The following is a 16,733-nucleotide window of genomic DNA, read 5'->3' on the forward strand; positions in this document are numbered from 1 at the left end:
ACCGCATGAGGCTAGATCAGCCCCTTCGCGACGGCCACCACGCGCGCATCGCGCACGCGGCGCGGGATCTCGCTTTTATCCATGCACAGTTTGGCAACCGCGCCGGCATCCACCGCACGGGCCCGTTCGAGTGCCTTGACGATGCGATCGAGCGGCACGCGCGGCACCAGATGGGCGGCGCTGGCCAGTAGTTCGGCAAAGCGGCTGCCACGGCGCCAGGCGTCGCAACGGTCGAACAGCGCGATCAGCGTGGGCGCATCGAGCGCGGCGGTTTTCTCGAAGAGTTGTTGCTCACTCCACAGCAGCTCGGCCAGTTCGCGGCATTCAGTGGGCACACGCAGATCGATGCAGATGGCTTCGACCGATGCAACACTGTCGAGCGCCGCGGCCAGCAGCGCAAAGCGCCCTTCGAGCGGCAGCGTGCCGGCGTGATCGAGCCGGTGTGCGATCAGCTTGCCGGCCCGCGCCCACGCGCTCTGCATGGCCGGCGCAAGCCGCGCGAGTGCGCCACACTGCGAGAGCACCTCGAACATGCGCGAAGGATGCGCGCTCATCAGCCCGCGCGAGACTTCCTGCCAAACGCGTTCAGGCACCAGGTGGTCCACCTCGCCGGCATCCACCATCTGCCGCATCAGCGTCATGGTTTCGTCGGCCACGCTGAAATCGGCAAAGCGTGCGGCAAAGCGCGCCAGACGCAGGATGCGCACCGGGTCTTCGGAAAATGCCGGGCTGACATGGCGCAGCACTTTGGCCGCCAGATCGCGCTGGCCGCCCCAGGGGTCGAACAGCTGGCCGGTGGCTTCGTCGCGCGCCATCGCGTTGATCGTCAGATCGCGCCGCTGAAGGTCTTGCTCAAGGCTCACGTCGGGCGCGGCATGGACGCTGAAGCCGTGGTAGCCGGGGCCAGTCTTGCGCTCGGTACGGGCCAGTGCGTATTCCTCGTGCGACTGCGGATGCAGGAACACCGGAAAGTCGCGCCCCACCGGCTTGAAACCCTTGGCGATCATGGCTTCGGGACTGGCGCCGACGACCACCCAGTCGCGGTCGGCAATCGGCAGGCCGAGCAGGGCATCGCGGACGGCGCCGCCGACGACGTAGGCTTTCATCAGGCGGGCAATTCGTCGGAGGGCACGATCTCGGTTTCGGCCAGCGCACCGGCTTGCCATTCGCGCATCGCGGGGTGGGCGAGCATGGTCGCAAGGTAAGCGCCGGCTTCGCCGGTGGGTTCGACGCCATAGCTCATGAAACGGAAGCACACCGGGGCGAACATTGCGTCGGCGGCCGAAAAGGCGCCGAACAGGTAGGGCCCTTGTTTGGCATAGCGGCGGCGGCAATCAAGCCAGATCGCGATGATGCGGGCGATGTCGGCTTCCGAGGCCGGCGTGCGGCCACGGCCGGGCAGGCTGCGGCGGATGTTCATCGGCATCTGGCTGCGCAGTGCCGCAAAGCCCGAATGCATTTCTGCGCAAACCGCGCGGGCGTGGGCCCTTTGCGTGCTGGTTGCGGGCCACAGCTGCGGAAAGCGCTCGGCCATGGTTTCGATGATCGCGAGCGAATCCCACACGACGAGCGGGCCATCGATCAGGCAGGGCACCTTGCCCGAGGGCGAATGCGCAAGGATGCGTTCCTGCGTATCCGCCTGATCAAGCAGCACGCGGACTTCTTCGAAGGGCTGGCCGACCGCGCGCAGGCCGATCCATGCGCGCAGCGACCAGGACGAGTAGTTCTTGTTGGCGATGACGAGTTTCATCCGTGTGCCTTGGCTCAGGGGTTGCGATCGCTGGAAGCGCGCATGGCCGGGTAGCGCCCGCGCAGGGTTTTCTGGCCCAGCCATGCCGGCGCCACCGCTTCGAGCGCGGTGGGCACCAGGCCGAAGGGCTGCGGCGCGCCCTTGGCGACGTTGTCCGAATCCATCGAACGCACGTTGTCCGGGCTCATCAGGCCGCCCGGCAGCCACGACAGCACGGTGGCCTGCAGCATTGCGAGACTGCGCGGCAGCGGCAGCACCAGCGTGCGCTTGCCCGCCTGCCGGCTGGCGTAGCGCACCAGTTCAGCCAGCGTGTAGACCGCCGGCCCGGCCAGTTCGTGGGTCTCACCGATGCCGCGGTCTTCTTCCAGCGCGGCCAGAATCGCACGGCTCACATCGCCGACGAACACCGGCTGGAAGCGTGCCTTCGCACCGCCCAGGGGCAGGACCGGAACGCTCGCGAGCGTGGCGAACAGGTTGAGGAAGCGGTCTTCCGGGCCGAACACCACCGAGGGGCGCAGGATGGTCCAGCGCAGGCCTGCAGCGCTTTCGCGAATCGCGGCTTCGCCGGCGGCCTTGGAGCGTTGGTATTCCGATGGGCCGTTCGCATCGGCGCCCAGTGCGCTGATGTGCACCAGCCGCGTGACCCCGGCTGCGCTGGCTGCGGCCACGATGCGGCGCGGCAGATCGACATGGGCACGGGCAAAGTCGCGGCCATAGGGTTGGCCGGCAGGCGAATGCAGCACGCCAACGAAATTCACCACCGCATCGACGCCGCGCATCAGGGTTTCGAGGCTGCCTTCGGCGTAGATGTCGGTTTCCACCACCTCGACCGTTGGCAGCGGGTAAAGCGCCTGGGCACGTTCGCGCCGGCGCGTCGGCACCACGACGCGAACCCCGCGCCGGCTGAGCTGGTTGGCAAGGTGGCGGCCAAGGAATCCGGAACCGCCGATCAGGAGAACGCTTTTGAGTTGCATGCTTCGCTCTGGGGCTACTTCAAGGTGGGTTGGCGCCGTCACCCGACGGCATGGTGTTCAGTTCGGCCGCATCGTAACCAAGCGTGCCGGCCGGCTGGATGATGCCCAGGCGCTGCTTGAGCGATTGCGGTTTGCCGGTCAGCACGGCCGCGTAGGCGACCGAGTTGGCGAGCACTTTCTTCACATAGTCACGGGTTTCAGAGAGCGGAATGGTTTCCGCGAAGACCGCGCCTTCCATCGGGCTGCTCGCCTTCCAGCGCGGGATGCGGCCGGGCCCGGCGTTGTACGCCGCCGATGCCAGCGCTGGATTGCCGTCGAGTTTGTCGAGCACCATCTTGAGGTAGGCGGTGCCCAGCATGATGTTGGTGTCCATGTCATAGGCCTGCCCGCGTGAGTACGGCACGCCGAGCTTCTTGGCGACATAGGTGGCGGTGCCGGGCATCACCTGCATCAGGCCCTGCGCGCCGGCGGACGAGCGCGCGGCCGTGACGAAGCGGCTTTCCTGCCGGATCAGGCCATAGACCCAGAAGACGTCGAGCCCCCAGCGCTTGGTGGCGGGTTCGACCTTGTCGAAGTGCGGGACGAGGTAGCGCAGGCCGTAATCGTGCTCGGTCTGGGTGCGATCGGCGCTGTAGATGGCGCGGTCGTAGAGCTGTTCGCGGCGGGCCAGTTCGGCGGCGGCGAGCAGGGTGCGGTCGTCGGCGCCCCGCATCGCCCAGTTCCATTCGCGCACGCCGTCCACGCGGCCATCCAGGCGGAACAGCGCGAGCGAGCGGCGGATCGACACATCGGATTCGACCTTGGCGATCTCGCTGCGGCTGGGCGGCTTGGCGCCGCGCGGCGCGACGAAGGGGCGGCCCAGTTCTTCGCCGGCCAGCATGCCGTAGAAGCTGGGCGTATCGGCAATCCGTTCGAGCTCTTCGCGGCCCTGCGCGACGCGCTTGGTTTCGAGCAGGGCGCGCCCGTACCAGTAGATCCATTCCGGCTGCTTGCGCTGTGAGGGCGGCATTGCTTCGATGGCACGGCGCACTTCACCCCAAGCGTTGTTGCGCAAGGCGGCACGGACCTGCCAGGCGCGCGATTCTTCAGACAGCGGGGCGCTGCCTGCAGCCCGGTACCAGGCTAGCGCTTCGGGTTGATTGCCGCGCGCGGCCTGCCAGCCCAGCACCCCCGAGAGCCACGCCCGATCGCCGGGCGAGAGCGATGTGCCGAGCGCTTCAACGCGGGCGGCCGCGCCGCTGTAGTCGGTCTGTGCCAGGCGTGCGAGCGCCAGCACGGTGATCTCACGTTGCGTCCGGTTATTGATGCCGAGGTTCTTGCTGAGCCAGCGCAGCGGTTTGTCGAGCGCTTCGCTCACTGCCGTGGCGGGCGCGCCCGGTGGTGGCAGGGTAGCGACGGTGGCTGCGGCGGCGCCGTAACGGCGCGCGTCGACCAGGCGGCGTGCGCGCTGCCAGATCGCGTCTTCAGACTTGCTCACCGCCACGGCGGCGATCACCGGGGTGCAGGCCTCGCCGGGCTCGGCCGTGCTGTCCCACTGCGCTTCGGCATCCTTGAGCGCATGGGGGTCGCCCTGATTGAAGCGCGCCTGCAGCGTCCAGCAGTTCATTTCCTGATCGGGCTGGCGCAGCATGGCGCTCTCGCGCAGCACCAGATCCCAGCGTTGCGCGCGTGCCGCGGCGCGAATCCAGTCGTTGCGGGCCCGTTCGGCCAGCAGGGTGCCTTCTTCCCGCGCGGTGAAAGCGGCCAGGTCGGCATCGACATCGTCCTTGCGCGCCAGGCGCACGCTCAGCGCCCAGTAGTCGATGTAGGCGTCGAGCGGATCGCCGTCGCGCTGGCCGGCAAGCTGGTGCAGCCGTGCCAGATCACCCGCGCGCGCGGCTTCGCGGCCGGCGAGAAAGCGTTCATCACCGCCGGCGGCACTGGCCAGTTGAACCGCGCCCAGCGCGATCACCATGCACAACACCTGCTTCATTCCGTAAACTCCAAATTGCTGCCGTATGCCGGCGCCATTGGGTGCCGGGCTTTGATTCTGCCAAAGGATAGCACTTTGACAACCGCCTTCAGTGTTCCGGAAGCCGCGCCGGACAAGGCTTTGCGGCGCGAAATGCGGCGCCGCGCGATTGCTGCGCGCGAGGCGCTGGATGCCCAGGTGCGGCACTCGTCCACGCAGGCCCTGTGCCGCGCGCTCGACGCCTTGCTTGCCCGCTTGCACCCGCAGGTGCTGGCTTTCTGCTGGCCTTACCGTGGCGAAGCCGACCTGACCGACTGGATCGCTGGCTGGTTGGCCGCGGCGCCCGATCGCGTTGCGGCGCTCCCGGTGGTGCAGGCTTCGCAGGCACCGTTGGCGTTTTCGCGCTGGGTGCCGGGTGATCCGATGCGCCCCGATGCGTTCGGCATTCCGGTTCCAGCCAAGTTCCAGCCGCTCGATCCTGATCTGCTGCTGGTGCCGCTCAACGCCTTTGACGACAAGGGGTTCAGACTTGGCTACGGGGGCGGTTTCTTTGATCGCACGCTGGCCGCGCGTGCCGGCTTGGTCCGCACCGTGGGGGTGGGCTTCGAGCTTGGTCGCGTCGAGAGCATCCTGCCCGAAGCGCATGATCGGCCGCTTGACTGGATCGTGACAGAACGAGGCACGTTCGGCCCGTTTTCCGGCGGATAGCGCTTTTGATCCGCTTGCTTGCGCGAAGCGGGGGCGGCGTGCACCATTCGCGCCTTGTAATCCCGAGCTGCATTGATGTCCCTTGAATCTTTTGTCGCCTGGCTGATTTGCGGGTTTGCGCGGATCCTCACCGGCGTACAGGCTCGCTGGCTGGGCTGCGCACCTGCGCCGGCCCAGCGCATCTATTTCGCGAATCACTCCAGCCATGTCGATTTCGTCCTGATCTGGGCAAGCCTGCCCAAGCGGCTGCGCATGCAGACGCGGCCGGTGGCGGGGTCGGACTACTGGGAAAAGTCGCCGGTGCGGCGCTTCCTGATCCACAAGGTCTTCCGCGCGGTGCTGGTCGATCGCTCGCGTTCCGGTGGCGAAGACCCGCTGGAGGTGATGCGCAAGGCGCTCGATGCCGGCGATTCCTTGATCATCTTCCCCGAAGGCACGCGCAACCTGGGCGATGAGCTGCTGCCCTTCAAGGCGGGGCTTTTCCACCTGGCTGAAAGCCACCCGCAGGTTGAGCTTGTGCCGGTTTGGCTGGCCAACCTCAACCGCGTCTTGCCCAAGGGCCAGATCCTGCCGGTGCCCTTGATCTGCACCGTGGGCTTTGGCGAGCCGATGGGGCTGGCGCAGGACGAGGATCGCGATGAATTCCTGCACCGCGCGCGCAGCGTGCTGCAATCGTGGGCGCCCAAGGGCGAGGAGCCGCTCGAATGATGGGCTTTGATCTGAGCAAGCTGCCCGTGCCGCCGTGGACCGGGCCCAACATGGGGCCGCGCGAGACCACCGCCTTGCTGTTCGGCGGTGTCTTCCTGGTGCTGATCCTGGCAACCCTGTTCGGCCGCTACCTGAGGCGGCGCGTGCGCGGCCGCCGCGTGGGGGTGATCGAGAGCTACATCGCGCGCGTGCGGGGCTGGTGGATCATGGTGGCGTGGATCGGCGTCGCGTTTCTTGCCGGGCGCAAGGGCGTTGCGTTGTTGTTCGCGTTTGCCTCGTTCGGCACGCTGCGTGAGTTCATCACCCTGTCGCCAACGCGACTGGGCGATCACTGGACCCTGCTGGCCGCATTCTTCCTGGTCTTGCCGCTGCACTACCTGGGGGTCTGGCACGGCTGGCTGATGTTCACCGACCTGTGGGTGCCGGTCTTCGCCTTCCTCTTCCTGCCTATCATTTCCGCCCTGCGCGGCGACGCCAAGCGTTTCATGGACCGAGCCGCCAACGTGCAGTGGGGCTTGATGATCTGCGTGTATTGCCTGGCCAACGTGCCGCAATTGCTCGGCTTGCGGATTCACGGCTACGGCGGCCGGCAGCTCCTGCTGATTGCCTTCCTGGTCATCGTGGTGCAAAGCGGCGATGTGTTGCAGAAGTTCTTCTCGGCACGCCTTGGGCGTACCCCGGCGGCGCCCGGCATTTCGCTGACGCGTACCTGGGAAGGCCTGGTGCTGGGTGGGTTCGGCGCCGCCATCCTCGGAGCGATACTGGCCTGGATTACGCCGTTTGGCGTGTGGGCCGCTTTCGGCATCGCGCTGGCGGCAACCTGGATGGGCTTCCTTGGCAGCCTGGTGATGACCGCAATCAAACGCGACCGCGGGGTGCGCTACTGGGGGCACTCGATCGTTGGCCACGGCGGCATGCTGGATCGCGTGGCGCCGGTGGCTTTCGCAGCACCGATCTACTTTCACCTGGTGCGTTACTTCTACGCGAGCTGATTGGCGTCAGCGCGGGAATGAAAAAGGCCGGCTTCACGCCGGCCTTTTTTTCTTGCGGTGACGCTCAGGCGAGGGCCGGGCGTTGATTGGTCAGCAGGTACTCGATCAGTTCGCGCACCGAGCGCATCTCGGTACCGAAGGGTAGCGAACCCTTGCCGCGGAAGAACAAGCCCTTGGCCAGATCGCCTTTCACGGCATGCGCAAGCTGGTTGTCGATGCAGAACTGGCCGAACTTCGAGAGCTTGTCGCGCAAACCGCACTGGAGCAGGCAATCCCAGTTCAGCGTGCAGCTGCGCTCGCCGCCTTCGCGTGTTGCAGCGTTCTGCAACTTTTCTTCGCGCTTGAGGTAGTTCATCAGCCAGGGGGTGGCGACGGCGCGCGCGGGCAGGCCGGCGCAACTGGTGAACTCGACGATGTCCTTGTCCTCGGCGCCCATCAGCACGCGCTTGAATCCGTCGGCCGCATCGCCTTCGTGGGTGACGGCAAAGGCCGTGCCCAGCTGGACGGCGGAGCCGCCGATTTCCATGATGCGCCGCACCTTGTCGTGCGAGTCGATGCCGCCCGCGGGAATCAGCGGAATCTGTTCGGACGCCAGGCCCAATCCGTGCAGCGTCTCAAGACACTCCGGTACAACCTTCTCGAAATCGAAGCGTGCGTCCTGGGTGCCGGCGACGTTGGCGGCGCCCAGATGGCCGCCTGCCCAGCCGGGGTGCTCCAGCACGATTGCATCGGGCAGGCGGTTCTTCTTCATCCAGCGCTTGAGCACGACGCTGACGCCGCGCGCATCCGAGAGGATCGGGATCAGTGCGATGTCCGGATGGTCGGCGGTCAGATCGGGCAGATCGAGCGGCAGGCCTGCGCCCATCACGATCGCGTCGGCGCCGCTGCGGCAGGCCTGACGCACGCAGTCGGCGTACTGGCTGACTGCACGCATGACATTCACTGCGACCACGCCCATGCCTTTGGCGATTTCGCGGGCTGCCGCAATTTCGCGGTCCAGGGCGGTGAGGTTGGCCGCTTCGATCGTGGCCTTGTCGCGGCAGCGCGCGGTGGCTGCATCCAGGTCCGGGTGCATGCGACGCAGATCAACACTGGCGATCGTGCCAACGCCGCCAAGGGCCGCCACGGCGCCCGCCAGGCGGTGGGCCGAGATGCCGACGCCCATGCCACCCTGCACAATCGGCAGCAGTTGTTTGCCGCGCAGCACAAGTGGCTTGAAGGCATGTTCAATCATCGACATCAGCGCAATCCTCTTGGGGGAAAAGCTTGCGACTGTTGCATTGCGATGACAGTGCGGCCTTGATCCGTCGCAAACCGTGTCGGATCGTCGGTGCGGTGGTGCGTGCGCTGTCTGATCAGTGCCGAAGAGTGGTGAATGTGTGGCGCTTGAGCGCCCGCTCAGGGGGCGGGCGCCGACTGGCTCACGCTTTTGCTAACATCCGCCGCCGGCTGAGCTGGCGCGGTGGGCGCTTGAGGCAAATACAGCGGGCCCTTGATGCCACATGCAGCCAGAATCAGGGCTGAGGCGCAAAGCAGGGCAAGTGTCGGACGGCGGGGCATACGGTTTCCAGTAACGGGTAAGCGCCCGGGTTCGATCAAGCTGGAATGATTGGCATGCTCGGCGGCCTGGCGCCAAGCCGTTCGCAGCGGTTCTGTCCGGGATGGCCGGATGCTAGCAGATAGGAAATGCGATGGACGAAACCGAGTTCAATTCCCTGGCCGAGCGTACCTTGGCGCAGATCGAAGATGCCTTCGAGCAGGCGGGGATAGACATTGAAGTGCAGCCGGGCGGTGTCCTGCAGATCGAATTTGATGATGGCAGTCAGATGATCATCAATCGACACAGCGCAGCGCGCGAGATCTGGGTGGCAGCGAAGCTCGGCGGATTCCACTTCAGGCCCGATGCCGGGCGCTGGATAGGCACGCGTGATGGAGCCGATCTGTGGCAGGCGCTCGAGCGCCTCGCCGCGGCCCAGGCGGGCATGCCGGTGAAGCTGGCGCCCGCCTGAGATGGGGCCTTAGCCGGTCACTTCGTTAGGCGTTGTGATCGGCTTCGGGTGCGGTTGATCAGGCACGACCGATGGCACCGGCGGCGCTGAAACAGGCTCGCTCTGCTGCGCCCCGGTTTCGCCTTCGATCGGGATTTCGCTATCGGGCGGCGCCTCGCCGAGGCGTTCTTCATACACGAAGTCCTCACGCCCGTCTGAGGTGGTGACAGGTACAAGTCCGCCAGGGGGTGGCAGCTGCTTGTTGGGCACGCCCTGCAGCGCCTTCGCCATGAAGTTGATCCAGACCGGCAGCGCTGCAGCGCCACCGGTTTCGCCAGAGCCGAGCTTTCGCGGGTTGTCGTAACCGATCCAGGCGATGCCGACCAGGCTTGGCTGGTAGCCACAGAACCATGCATCGACGTATTCGTTGGTCGTACCGGTCTTGCCTGCCAGGTCGTCACGCTTGAGTGCGAGCGCCTTGGTTGCGGTGCCGCGCCGCACGACATCCTTCATCATGCTGTCCATGAGCCAGGCATTGCGTGGGTCGATCACGCGCGGGGCGCCATTGCTTGCGCTGGCTGTCTGGGTGCGGGCGAGTACGCGGCCGCTGCTGTCCTGCATCTCTTTGACGATGAAAGGCTGAACGCGGAAGCCCCCGTTTGCAAAAACCGAGTAGGCCTGCGCCATCTGCCAGGGGGTCACCGAGCCGGCGCCGAGCGCCATCGTCAGGTAGGCCGGGTGCTTCTCGGGGTCGAAGCCGAATCGCGCGGCGTAGTCTTGCGCGTACTGCGGCCCGATCGAGTTGAGCAAGCGGATCGAGACCATGTTCTTCGAGCGGGCAAGTGCTGCGCGAATCGACATCGGCCCATCGTATTTGCCGTCGTAGTTCTTGGGTTCCCATGCCTGGCTGCCGGTCTGGCCAGAGGAGAACGACAGCGGGGCGTCGTCCACGATGCTGCTCGGGCCGTACCCCTTTTCCAGTGCGGCGGAATAGATGAAGGGCTTGAAGCTTGAGCCGGGCTGACGCCAGGCCTGCGTCACATGGTTGAACTTGTTGCGGTTGAAGTCGAACCCGCCAGCGAGTGCGATGACTTCCCCGGAATTCGGGTCAACGGCGACGAAAGCACCTTCTACTTCTGGCACCTGCACGATCTCCCAACCCTTGCTGCCGAGAGCAATCCGGATCACCGCCCCGCGGCGCAGCCGCTTAGCCGGGGCAGCGTTTTCGGCCAGCATCGGCGATGCAAATCGCAGGCTTGGGCCGGTAAACGTCAGCACTTCACCCCCCCGCTTGTAGGCGCGAATGCCCTTGCTGTTCGCCTCCAGCACGATCGCCGGCAGCATTTCGCCATTGTCCGGATAGTCCTCGAGCAGGACGTCGAGTTGCTCATCGCTGTCGGACTTCACACTCGCCATGTCGACGAAGGCTTCCGCGCCGCGGAACGCATGGCGACGCTCGTAATCGAGTAGGCCGCGCCGCAAGGCCAGGTATGCCGCTTCCTGCTCCGCCGACTTTACCGTGGTGATTACGCGAATGCCGGCCGTGTAGGCAGCGTCCTTGAACTGGTCGACCGCCATCTGACGGGCCATTTCGGCGACGTATTCGCCGTGCACCGGATAACTCTCGCCGCCGCCTCTGATCACCTTCACCTGGGTTTTGAGCGCTTCGGCGTACTGCGCCTGGTCGATGTACTTGAGTTCGAGCATGCGCCGCAACACATAGTGCTGGCGTTGGATGGCACGCGTAGGGTTACTGACGGGGTTGTACGCCGAAGGCGCCTTGGGCAGTCCCGCCAGCATAGCGGCCTCGGCAATGCTCAACTCTTTCAAATTTTTGCCGTAATAGGCCTTGGCGGCCGCGGCGAAGCCATACGAGCGTTGTCCGAGGTAGATCTGGTTGAAGTACAACTCGAGGATCTGATCTTTGCTCAAGTTCTTCTCGATCTTGATCGACAGAAGAATCTCGTAGAGCTTGCGAGAGTAGCTTTTCTCGCGGGTCAAGAAGAAGTTGCGCGCAACCTGCATCGTGATCGTGCTTGCGCCTTGGCGTTTGCCGCCAGAAGTCAGATTGGCGACCGCAGCACGGGCGAATCCAGCAAAGTCTACTCCGCCGTGCTCGTAGAACCGATCGTCTTCTGCGGCCAGCACGGCATTTTTGAGGTGAGCCGGAACGTCTGCGATTTTTGCGAAGGTCCTGCGCTCTTCGCCGAACTCACCGATCAGCTGTCCGTCGGCGGTGAATATGCGGAGGGGAATGCGAGGCCGGTAGTCAGTCAGAACCTCAAGGGTCGGTAGCTTGGGCCAAGCGAACGCGACCGCGAGTCCGACGCTTGCGGCCGCCAGCAGAAGCAAGCCGACGAATATCGCAAATATGTAAGTTGCAAGGCGCATGGTTCAGAAGGGTAGGCAGGACGCCGGATTATAGTGGAGACAAGGCTTTCAGCCGACCAATCATTCCTGTTTCATACTTTTGGCTTTACATAAGCTGAAAGATGCTGCTAGGATTTCAAGTAAATTGTGGCAATTGTGCCTAATTTGTTGATTAAAAAGGGCATTTTCCCGTGATCGACTTCTCTTCGATCTTCGCCGGAAAAGCGCGGCCGCTGATCGGTCTGGACATCTCGTCTTCAGCCGTAAAGCTGGTCGAGTTGTCCGACGTCAACGGCCGTCAGCGACGGCTGGAGCGTTATGCGATTGAACCCTTGCCGCGCGATGCCGTGAGCGATGGGAATATTGCTCAGCTTGATGTAGTCGCAGACGCGGTGCGTCGTGCTTGGAAGCGGCTGTCTACCACCACTCGTAGTGTCGCTATGGCCTTGCCAGCGGGCGCGGTGATCACCAAAAAGATCATTCTGCCCGCGGGGCTACGCGAAACGGACATGGAGGTGCAGGTCGAGTCCGAGGCGAATCAGTACATCCCGTTTGCGATTGAAGAGGTCAACCTCGATTTTCAGGTGCTTGGCCCTGCGCCGGGTGGCGAGGACGAAGTCGAAGTCATGATCGCCGCTTCACGCAAGGAAAAGGTCGAAGACCGGATCGCGGTGGCCGAGGCTGCGGGCTTGAAGCCGATAGTGATGGATGTCGAGTCCTTCGCCGCACAAGCCTCACTTGAGCTGATTCGCGCTCAGTTGCCCGAGGGTGGCAAGAACCGGATCGTCGCCCTCGTCGATGCCGGTGCCAACATGCTGAAGACGACTGTTTTCCGCAATGAGCAGCAACTTTATACGCGTGAGCAGGCCTTCGGCGGGAATCAGCTCACCCAAGACATTGCCCGGCAGTATGGGATGAACGCCGACGAGGCCGAGTCTGCCAAGCGAACCGGCAGTCTCCCTGAAAACTATGAAGTCGAGTTGCTGCGCCCGTTCATGGACAGCCTTGCACTCGAGGTGTCGCGCGCGCTTCAATTCTTCTTCACTTCAACCACGTTCAATCAGGTCGATCATGTAATCCTCGCAGGTGGTTGTGCGGTGATTCCGGGACTTGATCAGGTGGTGGCTGCGAGAACACAGATCCCAACTGTGATCGCAAACCCGTTTTCAGGTATGGCATTGGCTCAGCGAATCAGACCGAAAAGCCTTTCTGGCGATGCTGCCGCACTTATCGTTGCATGCGGGCTTGCAATGCGGAGGTTCGACGAATGATCCGCATTAACCTTCTCCCTCATCGTGAAGAGGCACGAAAGTTCCGGCGCCAGCAGTTCTATGCCTTTAGCGTTGCGGCGCTGATCCTGGGGGCACTGCTGGCGCTTGTGGTTCATTCGTACAACGTTTCCCGCATTGAGGCACAGCAAGCCGATAACGACTTCCTGAAAAGCGAAATTGCCAAGCTCGATAAAGACATCGCTGAAATTCAGCGTCTGAGAGAGCAAACGCAAGCACTGCTTTCCCGTAAGCAAGTGATCGAGTTGTTGCAGAGCCATCGGGCTGAAACAGTCCACGTATTCAATGAATTGGCGAGGCTTGTCCCTGAAGGCGTGTATCTTGGATGTGCTCCTTCTGGCCAAAGTGCCAGGCCAGACTGCAAAAGCATTAAGCAGACCGGTTTGAAGATCACGATCACGGGTATTACGCAGTCGAATGCGCGTGTTTCGACCCTCATGCGGAATCTTGAGGCTTCGCCGATATTTGCGAGTCCCCAGCTTGTGAAGATTGAGGCGCAGGAAATCAACAAGCGCCGCGTCTCGGAGTTCGTGCTTGAAGTCTCAATCGAACGGGCGGCTGAAGAGGGCGATAAGTCTGCCGGCGCGAAGGTGGAGGCGAAGCAATGAAGAGTGACGCGCTGAATCAAATTCGCAATATCCGGTTGGATCGTCTGGCCCAGGATTTCAGGGGGCTTGATCCGAATGACCCAGGACTTTGGCCGCTGGCGCCACGGGTAGCAGTGCTGGTTGCGCTGCTTCTCGCTGTGCTAGGGCTTGCATGGTGGTTTGATTGGAAACCACAAGGGGAAGAGTTGGAACAGAAGCGCCAGGAAGAGGTTCAACTCAAAGAGGAGTGGCTCTCAAAGAAGCGCCAGGCGGTGAATCTTGATGAATATCGGCGGCAACTGACCGAGATAGATCGACAGTTCGGCGCCCTGCTCAAGCAGTTGCCAAGCAAGACTGAAATGGAGAACCTGCTGATTGATGTCAATCAGGCGGGCTTGGGGCGCGGTTTGCTTTTTGAGCTTTGGAAGCCAGGCGCGGAGCAATTGCGCGATTTCTATGCAGAGGTGCCTGTCGCGCTCCGGCTGACTGGGGGATATCACGACCTCGGGAATTTTGTCGGCGATGTCGCAAAGCTCCCCCGAATCGTAACTCTCAATGATGTAGCGATCGAAGTTGGGAAGGACGGGCGGTTGAAGATGGATGCCACCGCAGTGACATATCGCTACCTTGATGATGCTGAGATCGCAAAGCAGAAGAAGGAAAAGGCGGACAAGGCAAAGGCGGCAGCCAAATGAGAATTGAACGGCATCTTGCACAGATATGTGTTCTGCTGAGTTTGGTCGTGCTTGGTGGGTGTGGCGCAGACGATCATTCTGGCGTGCGCAGTTGGATGGACGAGTCTGCAAAGGACATGAAAGGTCGCGTTCCTCCCCTCCCACAGATCAAAACATTCCCAGTCGTTGCGTATGAGAGTGGCGCATTAATCGATCCGTTCAAGCCAGCAAAGCTCGAGGCGGCGAAGGCTAGCGCTGGTGGCGGTGTTCGCCCGGACTTGAACCGCCGGCGCGAACCACTTGAAGCATTCCCACTCGAGAGCCTGCGCATGGTTGGGGTGCTTGAGATGAAAGGGAAGCTTCTAGCGATTGTTAATGCGAACGCGACGCTCTATCAAGTCGGCGTTGGCAACTATTTGGGTCAGAACTTTGGCGTGATTACCCAGGTGTCCGAGAGTGAAATCACGCTCAAGGAGCTTATTGAAGACACCAACGGTGATTGGGTCGAACGCGTCAATTCGCTGCTATTGCAGGAGGCAAAATAATGAAAAACGTTGTTCGGCTCGCGGCAGCCGTTTTCCTTGGTGCTATGGCGCTGGTGCCATACGGCGCGTCCGCCCAAGCTACGGCCGAGCCTGCCAATAGTATCGAGTCTTTTGGTGTGGCCAAACAGGGCGATGGCGTGGTTGTTCGAGTCACGATGAAGAAGCCTTTGGGCTCCGTGCCTGCGAGCTTTTCGGTGGCAAACCCCGCCCGAATCGCAATCGACTTTCCGTCAACAGTCAACGGAACGGGAAAGACGGGGCAGGTCATTAACGAGGGCGACCTCCGCAGCGCGAACATCGTACAAGCCGGAGACCGGACGCGTCTGGTATTGAACCTAAACCGTTCCCTGGCCTATGACGCTAGAGTTGAGGATCGGAATCTTTTCATCGTTTTGGCTGGCGCCAAACAGTCTGGAACTGCCGTTGAAACTACGCGGTTTGCCGAACCCGACAAGAAGGCGGCAAAAACCCATGCAATTCGTGACATCAACTTTCGAAGGGGGAAGGATGGCGAGGCACGGGTAGTTGTAGACCTGTCTGATCCGGGTGTTGGAATTGATATTCGGAATCAGGGCGCGAACCTTGTCATTGAGTTTGCGAAAGCAACCTTGCCCGATGGCCTAAGGAAGCGTCTTGACGTAACCGACTTTGCGACGCCTGTAACCTCAATTGTGACCTCGCCCGTTGGCCAGAATGTTCGTATGGTTATCTCGCCGAAGGGAAATTGGGAGCACAACGCTTATCAAAGTGAAAGCCAGTTTGTTGTTGAGGTCAAGCAGGTCCAAGAAGACCCAAGAAAGTTAGTGCAGGGGGCTAAGCAGAAATACGCCGGCGAAAAGCTTTCTTTGAACTTCCAAGCCATTGACGTTCGCTCCGTTCTCCAGGTCATCGCGGACTTTACAAACTTCAACATCATTACCAGCGATTCAGTGTCAGGTAACCTTACGCTAAGGCTCAAGGATGTTCCTTGGGATCAGGCCTTGGACATCATCCTCCAGGCCAAGGGCCTCGATATGAGGAAGAATGGGAATGTGATTTGGATTGCGCCACGCGAGGAACTCGCGACTCGCGAGCGGATGGAGTTCGAAGCCCAACAGACGATTACGACCTTGGAGCCAGTCAGAACCGAGAGCTTTCAGATAAATTATCACAAGGCAACGGCTGTTGCGGCCTTCTTGCGAACCACAGATCAGACCGTTCTGTCAAAACGTGGGAGCGTCGTGGTCGATGATAGAACGAACAAGCTCTTCGTCTCCGATATTGGCTCGCGTCTTGAAGATGTGCGCCGAATCATCACGGAAATTGACGTTCCGGTACGTCAGGTCCTGATCGAAGCGCAAATTGTCGAGGCGAGTGATGCCTTCACCCGTAACTTGGGCGTACGCATGGGGTATGGCGGAAGCGCCGGTGGCGTTGTTGGGCAGACTGCTGACGGGCGCAGCGTCGGCCGCAACAATTTTGGAGGTAGCATTGGTCAAACCGCTTACACCTCTGGTTTGACCGATACCAAAGTGGATTTGCTCAGTGCTCTTGGCGTAAATCTGCCTGCAGCGAGTATTGGCGCTACCGCGCCTGGTCAGTTTTCCTTTGTCCTTTGGAACAGCAATGCCACCCGTTTCTTGGCCTTGGAAATCTCCGCGCTCGAGGCCGATGGCCGCGGCAAAGTGATTTCGCGTCCGCGAGTCATGACGGCTGATCAGGTTGAGGCATTGATAGAACAAGGGGTTGAGCTTCCTTACCTTTCTTCCACCAGCTCTGGCGCGACGAGCGTCAGCTTTAAAAAGGCCAATCTCTCCCTGAAGGTGAAACCTCAAATCACCCCGGACGGGAAGGTTCTTATGTCGCTGGATGTCAACAAGGACACTCCGAATGCACAGTACTCAACGCTGACGGGTATTGCCATTGACACGAAGCATGTAAAGACAGAGGTGCTTGTTGAGAACGGTGGGACTGTAGTGATCGGTGGCATTTATACTCAAGAACTCAGAAACAAATCAAACAAGATTCCGTTCTTAGGTGACTTGCCCGTGGCGGGTTATCTATTCCGAGACTCATCAAAAACGGATGACAAGACAGAGCTATTGGTTTTTATTACCCCAAAGATCGTCTCCGAGCAGGCTACTGCGCGCTAAAGCGTTTTCTGCATAATTGGTTGTGTGAGGTTGATATGAAACGTATGTCTTGGCGCGAGCTGCTA

Annotated in this window: 16 protein-coding genes; 9 read left to right on the forward strand and 7 right to left on the reverse strand. The window is 61.9% G+C overall.

All coding sequences use genetic code 11. The features are described 5' to 3' along the window. Positions 1 to 11: 11 nt before the first annotated feature. The 4 genes from cca to OPU71_RS15415 are packed head-to-tail and all read right to left on the reverse strand — an operon-like array spanning position 12 to position 4,696. Positions 12 to 1,106, reverse strand: coding sequence for a multifunctional CCA tRNA nucleotidyl transferase/2'3'-cyclic phosphodiesterase/2'nucleotidase/phosphatase (cca, locus tag OPU71_RS15400; RefSeq protein ID WP_267728900.1), 1,095 nt, complete (start codon positions 1,104 to 1,106; stop codon positions 12 to 14). Beyond that, a complete protein-coding gene (locus OPU71_RS15405; RefSeq protein ID WP_267728901.1) occupies positions 1,106 to 1,750 on the reverse strand; it encodes a glutathione S-transferase family protein in 645 nt (214 codons plus the stop codon). The genes cca and OPU71_RS15405 overlap by 1 nt, the downstream gene beginning before the upstream one ends. A gap of 14 nt (positions 1,751 to 1,764) precedes the next feature. After that, positions 1,765 to 2,724 carry a complex I NDUFA9 subunit family protein gene (locus tag OPU71_RS15410; protein WP_267728902.1) on the reverse strand — a complete coding sequence of 320 codons (960 nt, stop codon included), beginning with the start codon at positions 2,722 to 2,724 and terminating at the stop codon, positions 1,765 to 1,767. Positions 2,725 to 2,743: 19 nt separating this feature from the next. After that, positions 2,744 to 4,696 carry a lytic transglycosylase domain-containing protein gene (locus OPU71_RS15415; RefSeq protein WP_267728903.1) on the reverse strand — a complete coding sequence of 651 codons (1,953 nt, stop codon included), beginning with the start codon at positions 4,694 to 4,696 and terminating at the stop codon, positions 2,744 to 2,746. A gap of 75 nt (positions 4,697 to 4,771) precedes the next feature. Here OPU71_RS15415 and OPU71_RS15420 point away from each other — a divergent pair, with 75 nt between their 5' ends. From OPU71_RS15420 to OPU71_RS15430, 3 genes are all read left to right on the forward strand, one after another. After that, on the forward strand, positions 4,772 to 5,383 hold the full coding sequence (locus OPU71_RS15420; protein ID WP_324256072.1) for a 5-formyltetrahydrofolate cyclo-ligase: 612 nt from the start codon (positions 4,772 to 4,774) through the stop codon (positions 5,381 to 5,383). Positions 5,384 to 5,458: 75 nt separating this feature from the next. Next, entirely contained in the window at positions 5,459 to 6,091 is a 633-nt protein-coding gene (locus OPU71_RS15425) for a lysophospholipid acyltransferase family protein (RefSeq protein ID WP_267728904.1), read from the forward strand. Next, complete coding sequence (locus tag OPU71_RS15430; RefSeq protein ID WP_267728905.1) at positions 6,088 to 7,083, forward strand: phosphatidate cytidylyltransferase; 996 nt, start codon at positions 6,088 to 6,090, stop codon at positions 7,081 to 7,083. Before OPU71_RS15425 ends, OPU71_RS15430 begins: the two co-directional genes overlap by 4 nt. Positions 7,084 to 7,147: 64 nt before the next feature. Here OPU71_RS15430 and OPU71_RS15435 read toward each other — a convergent pair whose 3' ends face one another. Together OPU71_RS15435 and lptM are read right to left on the reverse strand one after the other, a co-directional pair. After that, positions 7,148 to 8,323 (reverse strand): NAD(P)H-dependent flavin oxidoreductase, encoded by a 1,176-nt coding sequence (locus OPU71_RS15435; protein ID WP_267728906.1) that lies wholly within the window; start codon positions 8,321 to 8,323, stop codon positions 7,148 to 7,150. A 158-nt stretch (positions 8,324 to 8,481) separates the two neighbouring features. Beyond that, positions 8,482 to 8,643, reverse strand: coding sequence for an LPS translocon maturation chaperone LptM (lptM, locus tag OPU71_RS21370; protein ID WP_420712391.1), 162 nt, complete (start codon positions 8,641 to 8,643; stop codon positions 8,482 to 8,484). Between the two features lie 131 nt (positions 8,644 to 8,774). On the opposite strand from lptM, the gene cyaY reads away from it, so the two are divergent. Continuing rightward, the gene (gene cyaY, locus OPU71_RS15440; RefSeq protein ID WP_267728907.1) at positions 8,775 to 9,092 is read left to right on the forward strand and encodes an iron donor protein CyaY; all 318 of its coding nucleotides are present in this window, start codon (positions 8,775 to 8,777) and stop codon (positions 9,090 to 9,092) included. Positions 9,093 to 9,101: 9 nt separating this feature from the next. On the opposite strand, the gene OPU71_RS15445 is transcribed toward cyaY, so the two are convergent. Then, the gene (locus OPU71_RS15445) at positions 9,102 to 11,462 is read right to left on the reverse strand and encodes a penicillin-binding protein 1A (RefSeq protein WP_267728908.1); all 2,361 of its coding nucleotides are present in this window, start codon (positions 11,460 to 11,462) and stop codon (positions 9,102 to 9,104) included. A 170-nt stretch (positions 11,463 to 11,632) separates the two neighbouring features. Between OPU71_RS15445 and OPU71_RS15450 the strand changes: the two genes are divergently transcribed. From OPU71_RS15450 to pilQ, 5 genes are read left to right on the forward strand one after another with little or no spacing between them, the layout of a single operon-like run. Next, entirely contained in the window at positions 11,633 to 12,712 is a 1,080-nt protein-coding gene (locus OPU71_RS15450; protein WP_267728909.1) for a pilus assembly protein PilM, read from the forward strand. Further along, positions 12,709 to 13,338 (forward strand): PilN domain-containing protein, encoded by a 630-nt coding sequence (locus tag OPU71_RS15455; RefSeq protein WP_267728910.1) that lies wholly within the window; start codon positions 12,709 to 12,711, stop codon positions 13,336 to 13,338. Before OPU71_RS15450 ends, OPU71_RS15455 begins: the two co-directional genes overlap by 4 nt. Beyond that, entirely contained in the window at positions 13,335 to 14,012 is a 678-nt protein-coding gene (locus OPU71_RS15460) for a type 4a pilus biogenesis protein PilO (RefSeq protein ID WP_267728911.1), read from the forward strand. The genes OPU71_RS15455 and OPU71_RS15460 overlap by 4 nt, the downstream gene beginning before the upstream one ends. After that, a complete protein-coding gene (locus OPU71_RS15465; RefSeq protein ID WP_267728912.1) occupies positions 14,009 to 14,536 on the forward strand; it encodes a pilus assembly protein PilP in 528 nt (175 codons plus the stop codon). Before OPU71_RS15460 ends, OPU71_RS15465 begins: the two co-directional genes overlap by 4 nt. After that, positions 14,536 to 16,668, forward strand: a complete 2,133-nt coding sequence (gene pilQ / locus OPU71_RS15470; RefSeq protein WP_267728913.1) for a type IV pilus secretin PilQ — start codon at positions 14,536 to 14,538, stop codon at positions 16,666 to 16,668. Before OPU71_RS15465 ends, pilQ begins: the two co-directional genes overlap by 1 nt. Positions 16,669 to 16,733: the final 65 nt, after the last annotated feature.

The organism is Niveibacterium sp. 24ML, assembly GCF_026586805.1.
Classification (GTDB): Bacteria; Pseudomonadota; Gammaproteobacteria; order Burkholderiales; family Rhodocyclaceae; genus Niveibacterium.